Below are 19,358 nucleotides of genomic sequence, written 5' to 3'. Positions count from 1 at the left end.
GATTTGGTCAGGACGGCGGTGCGGCGCGGTTCGGAAGCTCGAACACCGTCAGTTCGCGGTCCTCGGTGGGATGGCGCAGGCGAAACACGTCGATGCCGAAAATCTCGCGGATCAGCTGTTGCGTCAGCGCCTCGTGCGGCGGCGCCAGCGCATGCAGCCGGGCCTCGTTCATCACCGCCACCTTGGTGGCGAAGGGTGCCACCAGCGTCAGATCGTGCAGCACCGCGATCACGGTCATGCCGAAGCCGGCCACCAGTTCGAGCAGTTCCGCGCGGGCGCGCGGATCGAGGTGGTTGGTCGGCTCGTCGAGGAACAGGATTTTGGGCTTCTGCGCGATGGCGCGTGCTAGCTGGGCGCGTTGGCGTTCGCCACCAGACAGCGAGCCGATGGCCCGGCCGAGCAGCGGCAACAGGCCGGTCCGGTGCAGCGCATCCACGACAATGTCGCGTTCCTCGCCGCGGCGCCTCAGGCCGGCATGCGGGACGCGGCCAAGCTCGACATAGTCGATCACCGCCAGCCGTGGGTCCGGCTGGTCTGTCTGGCCCACGACGGCGATATGCAGGGCCCGCTCGGCGGGTGAAATCCTGTCCAAGCGTCGCCCGCCAAGCTTCACCTCCCCCGAGCTTGGCCTGAGCATGCCGGACAACATGCGCAGCAGCGTGGTCTTGCCGGCGCCGTTGGGGCCAATGATGGCGAGGCGGTCGCCTGACGTCACCGACAGGCTGACCGCACGGACCAGATGCCGGCCATTCGCCGTCGCGCCCAAGTCGCGCGCATCGAGAAGCGGCGCTGTCATCGATTGCCATCCGCCAGCTTGCCGGGTCCCGGGATGCGAGCCAGCGTCTTGCCGGCCAGGCGCGGCGGCCGTTGTCCGGAATTGCACCAGCCGTCGGGAAGCGAGGCGTAAAGCCTGGCAAACCGCACGAGATCGGCAGCGTCGGCCTGCGCATTGATCGACCCGAAGAGATAGGCGGCCTTGCCGGGCGCCTGGAAAGCCACCGCCAGGGGACGCACGCAACCCGCCATGCAAGCCACGCCCTCGACCGTGAAACCAAGCGCCACGTCAGGCTGGGCCGAGAGACGAGAGCGCAACTCGGTGCACAAACCTTCGCCCGACCTGACGCCGGTCGGCACGTCGCGGCAAAGAGTGCACACGATGATCTGGTGCATGGGGCTGGGGGGAATACGATCGATTGCGCCGTCCAACTTCCCGTCACTTTCAAAACTGGCGACGGAAGGATGTTGGTCGACCGGCCGACAAGACCGATGTCCACGTTTCCTCCCGGCACACCCCGTCCGGTCAACTCAGTGATGGCAGGTCTCCTGGCTCACGGGTCTCTGCGCAATCCTGCCTTCCCAGCCTTGCCGGCCAGTGGCGTTACGGATCTTGCTCGCCGCTTACAGTTGCGGGGGCAGCCGCGGCCTCGACCCAAAATCGGATCTCACCGCGTTCCCTTTTCACCCCTCGCCTTTCGGCTCGGGGACCTTCACGAGTCGCAGCCTAGGCCGCGCGCGGCGGCGAGGCAAGGCAGTCGTTTGTTTTGTTATAACAGAACCAACAAATGGTCAATCGCTGTCGCGGGCGATCAGTTCCAGCGGCCAGACCTCCCTGATGGTCTTTGGCCCGGCGGCCCCCGCAAAAGTCGGCAGCGACGCCAGCAGCATTTCGGCGAGCCGCCGTCCCATCGGCTGCAGCGCCGGGCGGAAAGCAGTCAGCGCCGGCGAGAAATAGCGGCAGAGCGGCGTATCGACGATGACGGTCACCGCCATGTCGTGACCCGGCTTGATACCCATCTCGGCCAGCGCCTTGCAGCCCCCAAGCGCCATTGCGTCATTGTTGAAGATGATGGCGGTCGGCGGGTCCTTGCGGCGCATCACCTGGGGTGTCACTTCGTAGCCACCGGCCTCGTTGATGAAGCCGTCGGCAATCAGGCCGGGATCGACGGCGATGCCATGCCGGCGCAAGGCCTTGCGGTAGCCGTCGAGGAACAGATAGCCGAAATTCAGATCGAGCGATGGGCGGATGGCGGCGATCCGGCGATGGCCGCGCGCCACCAGCCGATCGACCGCGTCGGCGCCTGCTTTTTCGAAATCGAGATCGAGCGAGGGGTAGGCCTTGCCGCCGGAGCGGCTGCGGCCGAGCGTGGCGAAGGGGAAGCCGGCCTGGGTCAGATAGTCGATGCGCTCGTCCTCGCGCCGCGTCCAGGCCAGCACCACCGCGTCGGCACGGCGCGTCTCCACGACACGCCGCAGGCGCTCCTGCTGATAGTCGCCCGGCGCGCCCATCACCACGATGAGATCCAGCCCGCTCTCGGCGAGCCGGCCCTGCAATCCAGTCAGGAACGGAATGAAGAAAGGCTCGCCGTATTCCTGGTCGCCCGGATGCGGCTGCAGCATGAAGGCGATCGAGTGGGTAGCGCCTTGCCTGAGACTGCGACCGGACTGGTTCGGCGAATAGTTGAGCATCCTGGCCGCCTCGAGAACGCGCTGGCGCGTGTCGGCATTGACGTCGGCGCGGCCGTTGAGGGCGCGCGACACCGTGCCAATCGAAATGTTCAGGTGACGGGCAAGGTCGTGAATGCTGGACGCCAAGTGACTGTTCTCCCCCTTGCTTGGCTAGCACCGGTGGCCGCCCGGGCCAAGGCGCAACGACGATTTTCATGGGCGGCCGATTGACATTCTACGCCTTCGGGTGTGTTCTCGTAAACGTTTACGGAAAAACGTTTACGGTGACGCCGTGAACGCCGGGACGATCGGCCTGGAGGGGCCGAGAGGAGGAGCGCTGGATGATCGATGCCGTTCTGGTCGGCTGCGGAGCGATGAGCAAGGCCTGGCTCGATGCCGCGCGGCAAATCGACGGGCTCGCCATTGTCGGCCTTGTCGATCTCGATGCCGACAGGGCGAAGGCCAGGGCTCGCGAATACCACCTTGATGGTGCCGTCACCGGCACCAGTCTCGACGCCGTGCTCGACCAGACCCGACCGCAAGCGGTCTTCGATGTGGTGGTTCCCGCCGCCCGGCGCGACGTTGCGTTTTCCGCCTTTGCCCATCATTGCCATCTGCTGACGGAAAAGCCGCTCGCCGATAGCCCGGAGAATGCCCGCGCCATCGTCGAGGCCGCCCGCCAGGCCGGGCGCGTCCATGCCGTCGTCCAGAACCGCCGCTATGTCGCCAATGTCAGGCGCATCCGGAGATTTCTGGACTCCGGCGCCATCGGCAAGCCGACCAGCATCCACGCCGACTTTTTCGTCGCGCCACATTTCGGCGGTTTTCGCGAGGAGATGGCCCATGTGCTGCTGCTCGACATGGCGATCCACACATTCGACGCCGCCCGTTACATGGTCAATGGCGAGCCGGCCGGCGTCCATTGCCAGGAATGGGAACCGGCCAATTCCTGGTACCGACAGGGCTCGTCGGCCAGCGCGGTCTTCGATCTCGGCGGCGGCAAGGTCTTCACCTATGCGGGCAGCTGGTGCGCGGCCGGCTTCCGCACCAGTTGGGAGGGCAGCTGGCGCATCGTCGCCGAGCGCGGCAGCCTGATCTGGGACGGCCATGAAGGGTTGAAGGCGGAAGCGGTGGTGCCGGGCCGCGACGGCATGTTCGACAAAATCCAGCCAATCGAGGTGCCGGCGCTCGATCCCGGCGATCGCGTCGACGGCCATCTCGGCATCATCAGGGATTTCATGCGCGCCATCGAGACCGGCACCGAGCCGGAAACGCGCGGCGCCGACAACATCAAGAGCCTGGCCATGGTCTTTGGCGCCATCGAGAGCGCCGAAACCGGACGCCGCGTGATGATCGCAAAGGAAGCACAATGATGCCAAACCCGCTCCTCGACATCAGGATCGGCACCATGGTGCGGGCCAACCTCGACGACCCGGCCGCCTATATCAAGGCAATTCTGCCGCTCGGCTTCGAGAGCATCCAGCCCTTCTTCTGGCAGACACTGGGCGGCAAGGACCTGCCCCGGTTGGCGGGCCAGATCCGCGAGGCGATCGGCGATGCCGATGTCACGGTGTCGTCGCTCGGCGTGTTCGGCAATCCGCTGGAGGGCGGCGATGTCGACCGTGGCGTGCTCCAGGCCTGGGAGACGGTCATCGACAATGCGCATTTGTTCGGCGCCTCGATGGTCTGCGGCTTTACCGGCCGGCTCCGCGGCAAGCCGCTGACAGACAGCCTGCCGCGCTTTCGCGAGGTGTGGGGGCCGCTGGCCAGGCGCGCCGCCGACAAGGGCGTTCGCATCGCCTTCGAGAACTGTGCGATGGACGGCAACTGGGCTGGTGGTGACTGGAACATCGCCCACAATCCAGACGCCTGGGAGCTGATGTTCAACGAGTTGCCTGACGACAATCTCGGCCTCGAATGGGAGCCTTGCCATCAGCTCGTGTATCTGATCGATCCGATGCCGCAGATCCGCAAATGGGCGCCGCGCATCTTCCACGTCCATGGCAAGGACGCGACGGTGCGCTGGGACGTCATTCGCGAGCACGGCGTGTTCGGCCGGCTGCCGTTCGTACAGATGCGCACGCCAGGCTTCGGCGACAGCGACTGGACGCGGGTGATCAGCGAATTGCGGCTGGCCGGATACAAGGGCGCGATCGACATCGAAGGCTGGCACGACCCGGTCTATCGCGGCGACCTCGAGATCACGGGGCAGGCACGCGCGCTGGAGTATCTCAAGCTATGCCGGGGAGGTGCGAGCTACCTGCCAAATCCGGAGTGAGGACCGGCCGGCGGGAGGAGCCGGCCGTAGGTGGTACTGCCAAAGCAATCGTTCAAAGGCCCCTCGGCTGACGAGGGAAACAATGGGAGGAACGTGCATGAGCATCGCGATCAGAACGACACTTCTGCGGACGACCGTGGTGGCGGCCGCCACGGCGCTTACCGCCGCAATCTCCACCTTGCCGGCACAGGCGCTCGACGGCCAATGGTGCAAGGACGTCCACATACGCTTCTTCGTCGGCGGCGCCGAGGGCGACGCCTTCGGCACCATCGTCTATAATGGCGCCAAGCAGGCGGCGGCCGATCTCGGGCCCAAGGTCGACTACATCTTCTCCCAGTGGGACGCGGAGAAGATGGTGCAGCAATTGCGCGAAGCGGTCGCGGTCAAGCCCCAGGGCATCGCCATGATGGGCCATCCGGGCGACGCCGCGATCATGCCGCTCGCCGAAGAGGCGCATAAGGACGGCATCAAGATGATGTACCAGAACGTCCCGGTGGCGAAGGTGACGGCGGCGTTCGGTGGCGGCTATGTCGGCGCGCAGCAGGAACAGCAGGGCCGCGCGCTCGGCGCCGAAGCGTTCAAGCTCGGCAAGCTCAAGGCCGGCGACAAGGCAATCATGATCGGCCCGTTCGAGAACGAGAACCGCGGCGCGCGCGAGCGCGGCACCGTGGCGGCGCTGAAGGAAGCGGGCGTCGAGGTCATCCAGCTGTCCTCGCCGCCAAGCGGCGAATGGGCTTCCGACCCCAACCTCGCCATTCCGGTGATCACGGCGGCGCTCCTCAATCACCCGGATATCAAGGCGGTGGGCTATCCCGGCGGACAGATGCTCGGCAATGTCCCCACCTACATGCAGGCGGCGGGCCGCAAGCCTGGCGATATCTTCAACTTCGGTTTCGACACCAGCCCGCAGATCGTCGAGGGCTTCAAGGGCGGCTGGGTGCAGCTGACGGCCGACCAGCAGCCATTCCTGCAGGGCTATCTGCCGATCCTCAGCCTGTGCCAGCAAGTGGTGCTGGGTCTGGCGCCGATGAACGTTGACACCGGCGCCGGTTTCGTCACGCCCGAAAATTACGAGATCGTCGCAGAACTCGCCAAGCAGGCGCTGCGCTGACCTCCCAAGCCGTCGGCCGGGATCAGGCCCCGGCCGGCGGGACCGCTGGCGAGAAAGCTGGTGCGAGACAATCAAGCGAGGACCCGATGGCCGAACGTCTCATAGAACTGCGCGATATCGCTAAGTCCTACGGCCACGTCTATGCGTTGGGCGGGGTCAATCTCAGCGTCGACCGCGGCGAGGTGGTCGGCCTCATCGGCGACAACGGCGCCGGCAAGTCGACGCTGATCAAGATCCTATCCGGCGTGGTCAAGCCGACGAGCGGGGAGATTCTCATCCGCGGCAAGCCGGTGACCGGATGGAATGCGGCACGTTCGCGAGAGGCCGGCATCGAGACGGTGTTCCAGGACCGGGCGCTGGCGGTGCAGCAGACGATCGTGCGCAACATCTTCATGGGCCGCGAACTCACCGGTTTTCTCGGCTGGCTGAAGGTCGGCAAGGAAATCGAAGAGGCAAGTCGGCTGATGCGCGAGATCGGCTTCACCTCGAAAGTATTCACGCCGCACTCGATCGTCGGCCAGCTGTCGGGCGGCGAACGCCAGGGCGTGGCGATCGCGCGCGCCATCTACAAGCAGGCGGAATTGATCGTCCTCGACGAGCCGACGACGGCGCTGTCGCTGACCGAGACCGCCAAGGTCTTCCACTTCGTGCGCCAGGTGCGGGCGAGCGGCCGCTCGATCCTGTTCATCGGCCACAACATCCACCACGTTTTCGACATCGCCGACCGTTTCGTGGTGCTCGACCGCGGCAAGGTTGCGCTCACCGCCGACCGCAGCGAAATCAAGTCGGCCGAAGACCTCATCAACTTCATGGAAGACGTCGCGCATCCGGGCGGGTTGGCCGGACTGCACGACACCGGCGACGCGGAGCAGAGAGCACGATGAGCAAGACCATGGAGCCCGATCTGCACGAGCCGTCGGCCGGCATTTCGCGCCAAGGCAGTTCCCAAAACGAGTGGAAGCACCCGTCCGATCACTGGCTGCGCGGCTTCGTCCTCGACAATCGGGCGTCGCTTGGCACGCTCGCCGTGTTCATCGTCATGATGGCGGTCTTCATGATCGCCAACCCGACGGTCTTCACAACCTGGTATCTCTACAGCGCCGTGCTCACCACGCTGCCGGTGGCGCTGTTCGTGGTCGTGCCACTGGTCTTCGTCGTCACCTGCGGGGAGATCGACCTGTCGTTTCCCGCGACGATGGGTTTTGCCTCCTGGGTCTTCGCGCTGGTGGTGCAGGCCGGCTACGATCCGTTCCTCGGCATTGCGGCAGCGCTGGTCACCGGCACGCTGCTCGGCTTCCTCGTCGGGTCGCTGGTCGTGTATGGCGGGCTGTCGTCGCTGATCGCCACGCTTGGCATGAATTTCCTGCTGCGCGGACTGATCCAGATCATCAATGAGGGCAGATCGACTTCGCTGACCAGCCTTGCAGACAGCTGGGCCTACAGGATCTTCTCCAGCCAGTTCCTGGGCATTCCGGTGCAGATCTTCTGGGCCATCGCCTTCGTCGTGCTGTCGGCGATGCTCTACAACCGCCACCGCTTCGGCGCGCAGGTGAAGGTGGTCGGTGACAATCCCGACAGTGCCCAGCAGATGGGCATCGACGTCAAGCGCGTGCGGGTGAAAGTGTTCGTTTTCGTCGGCATCGGGGCCGCGATCGCCGGCACGTTCTCCGTAATGATCAACTTCACCTGGTGGCCAACCGCCGGCGACGGTTATCTCTTGCCGGTGCTGGCCTCGGTGTTCGTCGGCGGCACGCCTACCTGGGGTGGCATCGGCACCGTGGCCGGCGGCGCGATCGGCGCCGTCACGGTGTCGTTTATCCAAACCGGCGTCGTGGCGGCTGGCCTGAGCGGCTTCTACGTCCAGTTCTTCAACGGGCTGATCATCATTCTTTCGCTGCTTGGCCACAAATGGAACCAGGCGCGCTACCGTTGAACCAGTCGGCCCTGTGAACCAGTCGGCCCTTCAACGGCAATTTTCCGGCCGTCCGGGCCACCAACCAATAGACGACAGGCCGCGCGGACGAGACCGCGCGGCCCGATCGCCCATTTGCGCCATGCGCAATTTCGATCAAACTGGCCGGGCAACGAGGCGCCAGAGTGAAGACGCCACATGCGAGGAACCCATGAACCCGACCGAGAAAGCGCTATGGTTTGTCGAAAGCCATCTGCCGGAAGCCGTTACGCTCGACGACGTCGCCCAAAGCAGCGGCGTGTCGCGCTTTCATGTGACGCGCGCCTTCGGCGCCGCCACTGGCCGGTCGGTCATGGGTTATATGCGGGCGCGCCGCTTGAGCGAAGCGGCGCGCCTAACATTCTAGCCGACGCGCGCAACACTAAGTATGTTTTGCATTGACGGTGAAAGATGTTGTGGAAGATTTAGCCGCTCTGCCTCCGATGTTCTCGTAAAGTCCACAGGCCGAGCTTCTACGAAATTGCTCAATTTCTCGTACGCCATTTGTGCGGCTCTGATTTGTCTGCGAATAAGAATCTCACGAGAAATTTCCAGTACGATTGGCTCCCGGTCTTCTTCTGAGCTACGCGAAAGCGTATGAATGAACCATTGGATTGGTGGCTGTTCAGAAGACATTAACATGCGTACACTTTCTGATAGGCTTCTTACGGATCGTCCCTCCAATAATTCTATACTAGCAATACTTGAGGAAATTTCTCCAGTGTCTTTATCACTATTGTATATTAGTGCGCTTGGTATTTTCCGATTGTTAGTGTTTTGGCCCCTATAAAAGGCGCGATCAAGCATAGCAATTGGCTGCAAGACCTCCCGGAAAGTGGGATCGGCCACAAATATACGAACTAGAGTATCTAACGCTACACTGCTACGACTGATCAGCCAGCGCTTAATAGGCATCAACCCCCGCAAATGACCTATTAACTCATCTCTATTCTCGGCATCGGGCAACGCCTTGATAAAGGCCCCGGCCAACCAAGGTGACGTGGGCTCGCCTATCGATGGAATTTCCTTTAGAAAATCAATTAGCGCCTCATCGGCCACCGCCGACGCACACCTTACAAAATAGAATAACAGCGTATTTAGAGCCCAGCTGTCACCACGTTTACGCTTGGCCAATTCCAGCAGTTCAGGGAGGGCGCTGTTACCTGAGCGTTCGATTGCTCGACCTACCATGGGTGCAGCCCCATCGTTTACCAATGTGCTTGGAATCCCGCCTGCACCTTTCGTTGGGAAAAATTCTCGTTGAGTTACGCCTTTGGTTTGCCATCGGAGTTCAGTGTCGTGCCACATTGAAGGGTCCCCATGGCGACCACGCACTAATTCATCCTTACGGGTCCGCAACGCTTCGATTTCATCGATATGAAGCACCAAGGCTTGAAGCACCCAAGGAAGGGCCAGCGACTTTGTTGCCTCTATTTGATCCCGGTCGATGATCTGCTCTATGAACGCTGCGGCATTTCCGATTGATGGACTATCAGCGAAGTCGGCCGCGGCTTTGGCAACGTGCCAGATCGGCAGAGCATCATCAGGTACCGTGTCAATTGATATCGCCGAATTCATGCCGAAATACTTAACCGATAGATCAGTCGACGCTCCTTCCGCATCAATTAACCTACATGACCGCAACCGTGGCAGCTCTCCACAGACAAGAACTTCAGGTGGGGGGGCGGGTTCCTCTGAGTCTCCGACGCCAAGATTGTCAACCCAAGATGCCACCTCCTTGGGTGTCATCTGCCATTGAGATTTTCTGAACTGCGCAACGATATTCTCATGAGTGGAAAGAAACGACGCGGAATCAAACACTTCTAAGACATCACTGCTTGTCTTAGGCCAAGACGAGAGCAGAAGCGCCTCAATCCACGCCAAATGTCGCCCATTGTCTTGACGGTTCAGTAGCGCTAAAAGACGAAGCGTCGCTCGGCGAGTAATTTCGTCACCGCTGTTTATCGCCTCCACAAAGATCGGTTCTAGGATGGCGCTCTGACTCAGATCCAAAACGCGCGCCAACGACCAAATTATAGCTCGTTGAGGCACGGAAAGGACCCTTACCGCCCTCGAAACAAGTTTCTTTCGGTAGAGTGGAAGACTTACGGCCGCGCCATCCGCCAGCAACTGAAGAGCCAAGTTGGCACCGGTCTTGACAATTCGGTCATCGGGGGATCGATCACCGGCGTCTAGGCTGTCTAGCAGAGCGATAACCGCTTCGCGGAGCGCCTCGTGGGCGGTCGAAGCAAATATCTTGCTGCAAGCAATTTTAAAAACATGGAGCCAATGAGCTCGGCCAGCAATCTCAAATAGACGATCCTTGATGCTGCTTTCCGGGCTTGTGGTTAGCCGAGCGGCCGCCATGAATTCTTGCAGTGACCTGACATCGAAGGCGATCTGTCCTTCGATTTGTGAGCGTAGGAACACAAGCCTATTGGTAGCAAGACCTGCAATCTCTATCGTCAATGTACCGTTGTCATCATCAAAGCCGTCACTTGTCAGCTGATTTCTGACCAGATTAGAAAACTCATTTACCGTGAAATAGGCATTTGCACCGCCAGCACTCTCCGCACGCAAATGCAGGAGGTAGCCCGCATCGTAGTGAATTCGGTCGATTTGTGACTTAAACTTTCCAATGGTGGTTCCACTTGGCCCTCCCTTCGCGATTTCACGGTCTCGCAGCGTCTCGTAGTGTCTGTAAAAAAGGGTCCAGCGATCTTTGGGGATATTATTGTGCGTTGATACCAGTTGAAACAGCAACATAACCTGTAGTGGGCTTGTCATTAACGGCGCAGTGGTCTCTTCTTCTGCAGCCTCTGCAAGTATCGACAGGATTTCTTCGCGACGGGTATCTTCGGTTACCAACACCGGAGCGACCCGTTTGGCCAGTTCTATTGAATCGGCAGGGCTCAAAAGCTCCAGTCTCCAATGCGTCCACAGCTTCGGCGTTAGCTCTTCTTGGTAACCCTGCGGTCTACTAGTAGCGAATATCAGACTGTCTGCGTTTACTTCATGTAACGAATCAAGTAAATCATCAATCGCGCCTATACTTCCGCTCTATTTCCACTGTGCGGAACCTCATCCAATCCATCAAGGATTATCACCGTCGGAATAATCCTTAGCCATTCTCGAAGATCGTCACTCTCTATGCGGACTTCGCTAAGCTTCGTAATCTGCTTTGCAATGTACGCGACGATGGAAAGACTGATATCTGCCTTTTGCGCCTCACTTAGCGCATCAGCGAAACGCGGCAGTTCGATATGGAACGGATATCGAAGCGGTCCATCAAGGAAAATACCTTCAGTGGCACCGCATTTAAGGATGGCCGCTATGGCGCTATTTATCTCAGGCGTTTGCGTTAGTCGCATCTGACGCAGCAATCTTGCCCGGCAAAGCTGCGCCATAAATTGACCTATCGTAGACTTACCCTGCCCAGGACCACCGAGGAGAACAATCCGATTCGGAAGCGGCGCGTTGCGGCGGCAATTATGCTCGTCAAAATCTTCCAACGATTGCCAAGATTGAGGATCGAACTTATCAGCAGATCGTCGCATAAGCTGCGCCAGGATTCTGGGATGATCAAAAGGTGAATCGTCCGCAAACTCCATCTCATCATCTACATCTGACGTATCCGATTCCTCGTCGAGATCTTGGGTGCCAATGCGAACGCTCCCGAAATCAACGGTTACTTGTTCATATGTCCCTTCGTCAATTGGCAAATCGGCAAATACTTCCTCAAGCATTACTGTCCTGCCGATTGCCTGCCCAATATCTCGCGTTTTTATCTCTCGGGATTGCCTGAGACTGTTTCGTAGATACCTCGAAAGCACGTCCTCATGCTTCGGCCCCGCAAGGTTGCGCAATATGGATGCAAGAACATCACCGGGTTGAACCCAGAACTCAAATAAAGTTCGCACGTTTGGGTGAACATCCAGCAATGTACTTATCGTATCCAGATGCCAAATGACGAAGCCCTTAATTCCAAGCTTCTTCGACCATTCCTGTAAGTGCTTGTAAACCTTATCAATCCCTCCCTGTCCTTTGCCAGATCGATCGGCTGCAGCGCCGCTTAGTCGTACATTCGACGCAATGACGTAATAGTCTGGTCTCTTTAGAGCTCTTTTAGGGTCAGAGAACTTGGCCATTTCCTGGTCAATCTGGCTGATTAGCCAAGAAGCATTTTTTGCAGTCGACTCATTTATTTGGTGGTACTTTGCTTGGAATACGACGTAACCATCCCATTCCTTGTTACCAATTGCACACCGTCCAGTGTAAGTCGCTTCACGAGCACCGTCTTTGCCTGCCCCGTAGATTTGGATTGTGGCGCCAACAGCGGCTGCTGCCAGCGCTTGGATGAGCCGCTCGAACGACTGTGTCGAGAATCGTGAGAAATCGTATGCCATTCGGTCACTATAGCGATCGCTGGACACTTGTCCTCCGTTGCTCGGTCGGAGGTGAATATTTCCACTAGATTCTCTGGATAAATGCGTAACGCCCCGACATAAAGAGTCGGCATCCTCTCCACGGGCTTTTCGGGGTTGAAAGATGCCGAGATCGCGACCCCGTGCCGATCAATTTCGCCCAGCGCGCAATTTCGATCAAACTGGCAGTCGGCGCGGCCGCTAGGGTCGGCCAGCCACATGCGAGGAGCCCATGAACCCGACCGAGAAAGCGCTATGGTTTGTCGAAAGCCATCTGCCGGAAGCCGTTACGCTCGACGACGTCGCCCAAAGCAGCGGCGTGTCGCGCTTTCATGTGACGCGCGCCTTCGGCGCCGCCACTGGCCGCTCAGTGATGGGTTACATGCGCTCGCGCCGGCTGACCGAGGCGGCGCGCAGGCTGGCCGGCGGGGCGCCCGACATCCTGTGCGTCGCGCTCGACGCCGGCTACAACTCGCATGAGGCTTTCACCCGTGCCTTCCGCGACCAGTTCGGCACCACGCCGGAACTGGTGCGCGCGCAAGGTTCGACCAAGACCCTTGATCTCGTGGAGCCTATCCTGATGGACCACACCCTGCTCGCCAGCCTCGAACCACCGCGCTTCGAGACCAGCCGCCCCTTCCTCATCGCCGGCTTCGGCGAGCGCTACAGCTGCGAATCGAGCGCCGGCATTCCGATGCAGTGGCAGCGTTTCAGCCCTTACATCGGCAACATACCCGGCGAAGTCGCCGGCGTTTTCTATGGTGTCTGCCTCAATGGCGACGATGCCGGCAATTTCGACTATGTCGTCGGCGTCGAAGTGCGCGACTTCGCGGATCTGCCGAAGGAATTCTACCGGGTGCGGGTTCCGGCGCGGAAATACGCCGTTTTCACGCATGGCGAGCACATCTCGACCATCCGGCGTACGATCAACACGATCTGGAACAGCTGGCTGCCGGCCTCCGGCCACGAAATCGCCGACGCGCCGGAATTCGAGCGCTATGGGCCCGAATTCGATGCACGCACAGGTAATGGCGGGCTGGAGATCTGGGTGCCGGTCAAGGCATGACGCGCCGCTACAGTTCCAGATCCCAGTTCTGTCCAACCAGATCCTTGCCGAAGGAATGGTGGGGCTCTTCTTCGATCAGCTTGAAACCGGCCGCCTGATAAATGTGCCGGGCCGCGGTCAAAATGTCGTTGGTCCATAGGGTCAGCGTCCTGTATCCCCTGGCGCGGGCAAAGCCGATGCACTCGTCGACCAGGCGCTTGCCGATGCCGAGGCCGCGCGCCGAAGGTTCGACATAGAGCAGCCGCAGCTTGGCCACCTGGTCCGACTTGCGCACGACGAAGACCGAGCCGACGACCTCGCCTTCCCGCTCGGCAATCCAGCCTCGCTCCCATTTCGGATCGAAGGATTTTACGAAATTCGCGAGGATTTCGGCGACCAGCGCCTCATAGGTTTCGTCCCAGCCATAGTCCTGCGCGTAGAGCATCCCTTGCCGGCGGATGATCCAGCCGATGTCGCCGACCTGCAACGGCCGCATGATGTAGGGCACCTTGGGTTCGGGTCTGTCGCCGAGCAGGTTCTGAACAATGCGCATGGAATTGACCAGCCGGTCCTGCTCCGACGCCGGCAGCCGGTCGAGCAGCGCCGCAACCTGGTCGTGCGAATCCTTGTTCAGCGGTGCGAACGCGTTCCTGCCCGCCGGCGTCAGCGCGATCGACGATTGCCGCGCGTCCGAAACCAGGGTGACCCTGGAGATGAGATGAAGGCGCTCGAACTTCTTCAGCAAACGGCTGACATAGCCGGCGTCGAGGCCAAGATCGCGCCCGAGGTCGGTCGCGGTCAGTCCGTCACGATGCGCCAACTCGTAGAGCACGCGCGCCTCGGTCAGCGAGAAGGCGCTCTTCAGCAGCCCTTCGTCGAGCAGTTCGATCTGACGGGTATAGAAGCGGTTGAAGGCCCGCACCGCATCGATCAGGTTTTTGCTGGGTGCAGCCTTGTCGGGTTGATGGTGGATTGTCATCGGGTGATCTCCTGCTGGCACAGGATCAATCATTTACTTGACTAAGTCAACTATCAGGAGATGACCCGGACACTTACATCATCGGCAGCACCGGCCAGCGGTCGACGATCCTGCCACCGGAAAGCACCGCGATCGGCCCGAGCTGCTGCATAACGGCTTCGCTCTGCGTCGGTCGCAGGAACGCGTAGTCGCCTGGCCTGACGACGGCCCCGGCGGGCAGGCCCATGAATTGCTGGTTGGAGGACAGGCCAAGCAGGCCGTTCGTCGTCAGGCCTTCGGGAAACACCGGTTCGGCCATCCATTTGCCGCCATAGAGATAGCAGCCCCTGCGCGGAAACCGGCCGAGCGCCTGGAGCAGACGCGAGACCGCAGGTGGGCCGGGCAGCATCGGCTCGACCACTTTCAGGATCGGCGTCGCGATGAAGGCCGCCGGCCGGAAGCCATCGAGGCCTGGCGTGTCGAAATCGCCGGGCAGCACGAAGGCCGACCCGATCGACACTTCATTGGCAGCGCCGCCATGATGAAGCAGCGCGGTCTTGCTGCCACCAATGTTCAAGATGTGGCGCTGGTCCATACCGAGGCGCGCGACGAAAGCGGCGGCCCGTTGCGAGGCTTGCGCCAACGCCTTGGCCGGCCCGCCGAACAGGGCGGGTATGTGCGGCGCATGCGCCTCATAGGCCATGACGCCTTCGCAGCGCAGCCCTTTGTGGGCCGGCAGCGCCTTCAGCGCCCGCGACAGAGCCTCCGGTTCGGCAAAGCCGCCGCGATGCAGTCCGACATCGATTTCGAAAGCAATGCGCAGCTCGACGCCGAACTCGGCTGCGAGCGCGCCATATTCCGCCAGCCTCTCCTGTGTATCGATCAGCCAGCAGACGCGCGACCAGGCCACATCGCCTCTGGAAAGCGCCGCCCTTGCCGCGCCAACCGGCATCGGTTTGCCGTACAGCAGATCCGCATCCGGAAACGCGCTCAGCACCGCCTCGCTGATCGGCGGATGGAAGGTCATGAAGCGTTGGGTTCCAAGCGCCTTGCCGACATGGGAGAGCAGCGGCAGGCAAGCGAGCGACTTGTCGACCAGCCGTACGGCAAGGCTGGCATCAAGCCTCTCCTTCACCAGGGCGATGTTGCCATCCAGCCGGTCGAGATCGAGCAGCAGGCAGGGTTGGAAGATGCCCGCCTGCTTCAGCGCATCCGAAAGCGTGGCGAAATAAGCCTTCATTGTCCGATGCCGAACAAGCCGGCCATGTAGGGCGAGACGAAACGGTTCTGCGGATCGATGTCGCGGCGCACCGCCATCGCATCGTCCCAGCGCGGATAGAGCTTTTTCAGGTCGGCCGCTTTCAGGCCGTGCATCTTGCCCCAGTGCGGCCTGCCGCCATATCTGCGGAAGATCGGCTCGGCCGCGCGCATGAACGGCAGCGGATCGTTCGCCGCGTCGTGGTGGATGGCGATGGAACAGGTGAGCCTTTTGTGAAAGGGCGAGAGCCAGAATTCGTCTGATGCCACCGACCGCACCTCCATCGGGAAATAGACTTCCGGAAAATGCTTCTCGGTCATTTCGATGATCTCGGCCAGCGCTTTGGCCCCCTCCTCGAAGGGAAGGTGATATTCCATTTCGTTGAACCTGGTCTGCCGGTCGCTGGCATAGACGTTGAGCCAGTCCTGCACATAATCCTCGGCCGGCACCTTGGCGACGGCGCCGAGGATCAGCCGGCGGCGCAGCGCCGGCAGCCAGGCAAGCCCGGTGCGCAAGCGGCGCAACGTGCGCAACGAGCCCTCATCATCGTCGGTCGGGCGCACCGTCGTGGCTTCGGCGCTGAAGTCGCTGGCGATGAACTGGGCGTAGCCGGAGAAGGGAATGTAATAGAATTCAGCCGAACGATGCGCGGCCATCACCGTCTCGAAATCGCGCAGCATGTCGACGATCGGCAGCACCCATTTGCGGCGGCGCAGGCGGTAGCTCGCGATGTTGTTCAGCGTCACTTCGCTGAGCACACCGAAGGCACCAAGGGCGACGCCGATGGCATGGATCGTCTCCTGATCCCGTTCCCGCTTGAATTCGCGGACCTTGCCAAGCCCGTCGACGATCTGCACCGTTTCCAGCTGCGTGTGATAGGCACCGAGCGTCGGCCCCGAGCCATGGGTAGCCGTGCCAAGCGCGCCGCCTATGGCCTGGCGGTCGATGTCGCCCATGTTGGGCAGGCCCTGGCCGATGCCTTGCAGGATGTGCATGAGCGAACCAAGCCGCGTCCCTGCCCGTACGCGCGCCTGATGTTTTTTCGCATCATGCGAGACCAGCCCTTCCAGCTTCTCCAGCGACAGGATGGTGCCTTGCGACTTCACCAGCGGCGTGAAGGAGTGACCGGCGCCGACGACGCGGACCGGACCGGGTGCGGTGCGAATGAGATCGCAGAGTTCGCCGGCGTCGGCGGGGCTGGCAAGCAGCCGCGGCTCGGCGGTGACAAAGCCCGACCAGTTGGTCCAGCTGTTCGACACGGTGCTCACGCAACAACCCGGCGACGCCGCGCCACGAGGACAAACAGACCGAGCAGCGCCACGCTGGCGACAGCGCTTGCGGCGGCGAATTCCGGAACCGGGCGAAAATCCTTGCCGTCGATGAGCAGCGACGCCGCGACCGGCCCGATCGCCAGGCCGAGAAGCTGGGCGGCGGGTACCAGCAGCACGGCGGTGCGTGTCTCGTCGGCGGTGATCGCCAGCCGGATCTGGTAGGGCACGATGAAGAGCAGGATAAAACCCATGACCAGGGCGGCGACCCAGAATGTCGTGAGGCCAGGTCCGCTGGCAAGCACGAGCGAGGCGACGAGCGCGACGATGCCGATCGCCACGATGGCAACGCGATAGTCGATGCGCGCCTCGAACACGGTCGCCGTCATCGCGCCCAGGACCTGCGCCGCGAGGCTGGCCGAGACGATCAGGCCGATGGTGCGGCCATCGATGCCGAATTGGGCGCCGAGCGGCTCCAGAAAGGCCCAGACGGCGCCGAAGAACATGAAGTAGCAGAAGACCGACAGCAGCGCGGTGACCGAAGGAACCGTCAGCACATTGGCGAGGTTTTCTTGCTTCGGCAGGTCGGCATAGTCGGCGGGGACCATAAAGGCGACGACGAGCGACAGGACGCAGACGATCGCGAGAACGAGGAAGCCACCCGCCGATCCGGCGGCGGGGATGACATAGAGCGCCAGCAGCAGGGCAAGAGCGCATTGCGCCAGCGTCTGCATGGTGACGAAATAGCCGCCGATGCGTTCGGCGCGCCGCGAACGGGCGATCAGTTCGGTGGCGACCGCGACAAGGCCGCCTTCGGCAAGACCGGCCAGCGCGCGCGCCGCCATCAGCGTGTTGGCCCCGGCGGCATAGGCCGTCCAGACATTCGTCACCGCCAGCAGCAGCAGGAGGACCGCGCTTTTCCAGCGCATATTGCGGGCGGAAAGCAGCATCGCGACGATCGCGGAGCCAATCGCGATGGCGATCATCTCGGCGGTGGCGACCAGTGCCAGTTCGTCGCCGCTGACATGGCCCTCGGTGTAGAGGGCGCCGAGCAGGACGGGCTGCAGGCCGAGGATGAGCAGGCCGACCGACCCGATCCACAAGGCCGAGGCAAGCTGCCCGCTTGTCGGGTTGCCAACCAGCCAGTCGCCATCGCCCTGAAGACCGGTGCTTGTCGAAGTCAAAGGCGCCTCCCAACGTCCTTGCCGCGCGGCAGAAAAGCTGACACTCTGTCAGCATTCAGAACCTGATACTTGATCATATTTCTTGTCAACCGGAATTTGGGAACCCGTGCGAAAGATCGGTGCATGACGGAAGCAAGTCGAACGGCCACCGAGCCCAGGCGCAGGCCCAAGCAGGAGCGCAGCCGCGAGCGCATCGACGCCATTCTGTCGACGACCATGCGGCTGATCGGCGAGAAGGGCATCGACGCCGTCACCATGAAGGAGGTCGGCATGCTGGCGGGCGGGCCGATCGCCACCGTCTATCACTACTTCCCCAACAAGTCGGCGATCCTGGCGATGCTTTATGAGCGGTTTTCCGAGGTCAGCCGGGCGCGCCTGGCGGCGATTATCGCCGATGTCCGCGAAGCCAAGGACGTCATCGCCGCGGCCGACCGGCTGCTTGACGACTACCTCAGCCGTGTCGCCGGCGATCCGGCCATCCAGGATCTGCAGAACGCCATCCAGGCCGACAAGGCGCTCAAGAATCTCGACATCGCCGAAACCCGGCATCAGGCCAAGATGTTCTGCGACCATGTCATCGCCTTGCTCGAGCCGGAAAAGCACGAGCAGTTCGAACGCATGGTCCTGCTGATCTTCCAGCTCGCCGGCGGCGTCGTGCGCCTGGCGCTTGCGCAGGGCGAAGCGGAAAGCCGGCGCACGATCGAGGATTACCGGTCGATCATCCACACACAGTTGCGGTTGTTTCTCTGACGCGCTTGCGCTTTCCGGCGGTGTCTCCACTTTCCACGAACTCAAATGGCGCGTCGCCATGACCGCGACAGGCCGCGCCCCCGACCATGCAATTCCAGTAAAGACGATCGCGGAAACGTGCCCGCTTCTGGTACTGCGGTCGCCGAGGCGCTGAACGACCTAATGAAATTCTTCGCTTTTGCGGCCGGTACCCGCCGCATTCTTCGCGACGATGCCGCAAGAGCAAAATTTCGCGCGATTGCCGGTTCCCGCGTGCCTTGACTCTCGCAGGTCGGCGGCCTATTTCAGCGCCACGTTAGCACTCGCCATTGGTGAGTGCTAACCACGTGTCCGGTATCGCCGGACGGAGGAACTGTTCTCACCGTTCTCATTCGAGGAAGAAAAAATGGCAAAGTCGAAGTTCCGCCCGCTTCATGACCGCGTGGTCGTTCGCCGGGTCGAATCCGAATCCAAGACCGCCGGCGGGATCATCATCCCGGATACGGCAAAGGAAAAGCCGCAGGAAGGCGAGATCATCGCCGTCGGTTCCGGCGCTCGTGACGAAGCTGGCAAGCTGGTCCCGCTGGACGTCAAGGCCGGCGACCGCATCCTGTTCGGCAAGTGGTCGGGCACCGAAGTCAAGCTCAATGGCGAAGACCTTCTGATCATGAAGGAATCCGACATCATGGGCATCATCGGCTGATCAT

Annotated in this window: 17 protein-coding genes, 1 pseudogene and 1 riboswitch; of the genes and pseudogenes, 9 read left to right on the top strand and 9 right to left on the bottom strand. The window is 61.5% G+C overall.

Translation table 11 applies throughout. From position 1 onward, the window contains the following. Positions 1-7: 7 nt before the first annotated feature. The 3 genes from O7B34_RS05420 to O7B34_RS05410 form a co-directional block, all read right to left on the bottom strand. Entirely contained in the window at positions 8-796 is a 789-nt protein-coding gene (locus O7B34_RS05420) for an ABC transporter ATP-binding protein (RefSeq protein ID WP_337145215.1), read from the bottom strand. Next, on the bottom strand, positions 793-1,155 hold the full coding sequence (locus O7B34_RS05415) for a DUF1636 family protein (RefSeq protein ID WP_337145214.1): 363 nt from the start codon (positions 1,153-1,155) through the stop codon (positions 793-795). Before O7B34_RS05415 ends, O7B34_RS05420 begins: the two co-directional genes overlap by 4 nt. 141 nt (positions 1,156-1,296) lie before the next feature. Further along, a riboswitch (cobalamin riboswitch) is annotated at positions 1,297-1,504 on the bottom strand. A 62-nt stretch (positions 1,505-1,566) separates the two neighbouring features. Beyond that, a complete protein-coding gene (locus O7B34_RS05410; protein ID WP_337145213.1) occupies positions 1,567-2,592 on the bottom strand; it encodes a LacI family DNA-binding transcriptional regulator in 1,026 nt (341 codons plus the stop codon). Between the two features lie 194 nt (positions 2,593-2,786). Here O7B34_RS05410 and O7B34_RS05405 point away from each other — a divergent pair, with 194 nt between their 5' ends. The 6 genes and pseudogenes from O7B34_RS05405 to O7B34_RS05380 form a co-directional block, all read left to right on the top strand. Next, positions 2,787-3,818: a Gfo/Idh/MocA family protein gene (locus O7B34_RS05405; protein ID WP_337145212.1), complete on the top strand. Its 1,032-nt coding sequence runs from the start codon at positions 2,787-2,789 to the stop codon at positions 3,816-3,818. Then, complete coding sequence (locus tag O7B34_RS05400) at positions 3,815-4,723, top strand: sugar phosphate isomerase/epimerase family protein (RefSeq protein WP_337145211.1); 909 nt, start codon at positions 3,815-3,817, stop codon at positions 4,721-4,723. The genes O7B34_RS05405 and O7B34_RS05400 overlap by 4 nt, the downstream gene beginning before the upstream one ends. A 97-nt stretch (positions 4,724-4,820) precedes the next feature. Next, on the top strand, positions 4,821-5,834 hold the full coding sequence (locus tag O7B34_RS05395) for a substrate-binding domain-containing protein (protein WP_337145210.1): 1,014 nt from the start codon (positions 4,821-4,823) through the stop codon (positions 5,832-5,834). Between the two features lie 86 nt (positions 5,835-5,920). Beyond that, positions 5,921-6,718 (top strand): ATP-binding cassette domain-containing protein, encoded by a 798-nt coding sequence (locus O7B34_RS05390; RefSeq protein ID WP_337145209.1) that lies wholly within the window; start codon positions 5,921-5,923, stop codon positions 6,716-6,718. Continuing rightward, entirely contained in the window at positions 6,715-7,767 is a 1,053-nt protein-coding gene (locus tag O7B34_RS05385) for an ABC transporter permease (RefSeq protein WP_337109063.1), read from the top strand. Before O7B34_RS05390 ends, O7B34_RS05385 begins: the two co-directional genes overlap by 4 nt. A 190-nt stretch (positions 7,768-7,957) precedes the next feature. Next, positions 7,958-8,140 (top strand): annotated as a pseudogene (locus tag O7B34_RS05380) (AraC family transcriptional regulator); the annotation flags it as partial. 8 nt (positions 8,141-8,148) lie between these two features. Here the strand turns inward: O7B34_RS05380 and O7B34_RS05375 are convergent. Together O7B34_RS05375 and O7B34_RS05370 are read right to left on the bottom strand one after the other, a co-directional pair. Next, the gene (locus O7B34_RS05375; RefSeq protein WP_337145208.1) at positions 8,149-10,701 is read right to left on the bottom strand and encodes a hypothetical protein; all 2,553 of its coding nucleotides are present in this window, start codon (positions 10,699-10,701) and stop codon (positions 8,149-8,151) included. 131 nt (positions 10,702-10,832) lie between these two features. Then, positions 10,833-12,218, bottom strand: coding sequence for a hypothetical protein (locus tag O7B34_RS05370; protein ID WP_337145207.1), 1,386 nt, complete (start codon positions 12,216-12,218; stop codon positions 10,833-10,835). Positions 12,219-12,441: 223 nt separating this feature from the next. Between O7B34_RS05370 and O7B34_RS05365 the strand changes: the two genes are divergently transcribed. Further along, positions 12,442-13,275, top strand: coding sequence for an AraC family transcriptional regulator (locus O7B34_RS05365; RefSeq protein WP_337145206.1), 834 nt, complete (start codon positions 12,442-12,444; stop codon positions 13,273-13,275). Positions 13,276-13,282: 7 nt separating this feature from the next. Here O7B34_RS05365 and O7B34_RS05360 read toward each other — a convergent pair whose 3' ends face one another. The 4 genes from O7B34_RS05360 to O7B34_RS05345 form a co-directional block, all read right to left on the bottom strand. Continuing rightward, the gene (locus tag O7B34_RS05360) at positions 13,283-14,233 is read right to left on the bottom strand and encodes a bifunctional helix-turn-helix transcriptional regulator/GNAT family N-acetyltransferase (RefSeq protein WP_337145205.1); all 951 of its coding nucleotides are present in this window, start codon (positions 14,231-14,233) and stop codon (positions 13,283-13,285) included. Positions 14,234-14,306: 73 nt separating this feature from the next. Beyond that, the gene (locus O7B34_RS05355; RefSeq protein WP_337145204.1) at positions 14,307-15,452 is read right to left on the bottom strand and encodes an alanine racemase; all 1,146 of its coding nucleotides are present in this window, start codon (positions 15,450-15,452) and stop codon (positions 14,307-14,309) included. Continuing rightward, the gene (locus tag O7B34_RS05350; RefSeq protein WP_337145621.1) at positions 15,449-16,729 is read right to left on the bottom strand and encodes a D-arabinono-1,4-lactone oxidase; all 1,281 of its coding nucleotides are present in this window, start codon (positions 16,727-16,729) and stop codon (positions 15,449-15,451) included. Before O7B34_RS05350 ends, O7B34_RS05355 begins: the two co-directional genes overlap by 4 nt. A gap of 5 nt (positions 16,730-16,734) precedes the next feature. Next, positions 16,735-17,922: an MFS transporter gene (locus O7B34_RS05345; RefSeq protein ID WP_337145203.1), complete on the bottom strand. Its 1,188-nt coding sequence runs from the start codon at positions 17,920-17,922 to the stop codon at positions 16,735-16,737. Positions 17,923-18,045: 123 nt separating this feature from the next. Between O7B34_RS05345 and O7B34_RS05340 the strand changes: the two genes are divergently transcribed. Next, positions 18,046-18,672, top strand: a complete 627-nt coding sequence (locus O7B34_RS05340) for a TetR family transcriptional regulator (protein ID WP_337145202.1) — start codon at positions 18,046-18,048, stop codon at positions 18,670-18,672. Positions 18,673-19,057: 385 nt separating this feature from the next. After that, positions 19,058-19,354 carry a co-chaperone GroES gene (groES, locus tag O7B34_RS05335; protein WP_006203049.1) on the top strand — a complete coding sequence of 99 codons (297 nt, stop codon included), beginning with the start codon at positions 19,058-19,060 and terminating at the stop codon, positions 19,352-19,354. Positions 19,355-19,358 lie beyond the last annotated feature (4 nt).

The organism is Mesorhizobium sp. Cs1299R1N3, from assembly GCF_037179625.1.
Taxonomy (GTDB): domain Bacteria; phylum Pseudomonadota; class Alphaproteobacteria; order Rhizobiales; family Rhizobiaceae; genus Mesorhizobium; species Mesorhizobium salmacidum.
The sequence above is the reverse complement of the archived record's forward strand: the minus strand, read 5'-3'. Positions and strand labels throughout refer to the sequence as shown.

Bases quoted from the DNA above. Each gene is read 5' to 3' on its own strand.
- O7B34_RS05360 (WP_337145205.1), bottom strand. From the start codon at position 14,233: ATGACAATCCACCATCAACCCGACAAGGCTGCACCCAGCAAAAACCTG.
- O7B34_RS05385 (WP_337109063.1), top strand. From the start codon at position 6,715: ATGAGCAAGACCATGGAGCCCGATCTGCACGAGCCGTCGGCCGGCATT.
- O7B34_RS05390 (WP_337145209.1), top strand. From the start codon at position 5,921: ATGGCCGAACGTCTCATAGAACTGCGCGATATCGCTAAGTCCTACGGC.
- O7B34_RS05395 (WP_337145210.1), top strand. From the start codon at position 4,821: ATGAGCATCGCGATCAGAACGACACTTCTGCGGACGACCGTGGTGGCG.
- groES (WP_006203049.1), top strand. From the start codon at position 19,058: ATGGCAAAGTCGAAGTTCCGCCCGCTTCATGACCGCGTGGTCGTTCGC.
- O7B34_RS05355 (WP_337145204.1), bottom strand. From the start codon at position 15,452: ATGAAGGCTTATTTCGCCACGCTTTCGGATGCGCTGAAGCAGGCGGGC.
- O7B34_RS05365 (WP_337145206.1), top strand. From the start codon at position 12,442: ATGAACCCGACCGAGAAAGCGCTATGGTTTGTCGAAAGCCATCTGCCG.
- O7B34_RS05400 (WP_337145211.1), top strand. From the start codon at position 3,815: ATGATGCCAAACCCGCTCCTCGACATCAGGATCGGCACCATGGTGCGG.
- O7B34_RS05405 (WP_337145212.1), top strand. From the start codon at position 2,787: ATGATCGATGCCGTTCTGGTCGGCTGCGGAGCGATGAGCAAGGCCTGG.
- O7B34_RS05420 (WP_337145215.1), bottom strand. From the start codon at position 796: ATGACAGCGCCGCTTCTCGATGCGCGCGACTTGGGCGCGACGGCGAAT.
- O7B34_RS05340 (WP_337145202.1), top strand. From the start codon at position 18,046: ATGACGGAAGCAAGTCGAACGGCCACCGAGCCCAGGCGCAGGCCCAAG.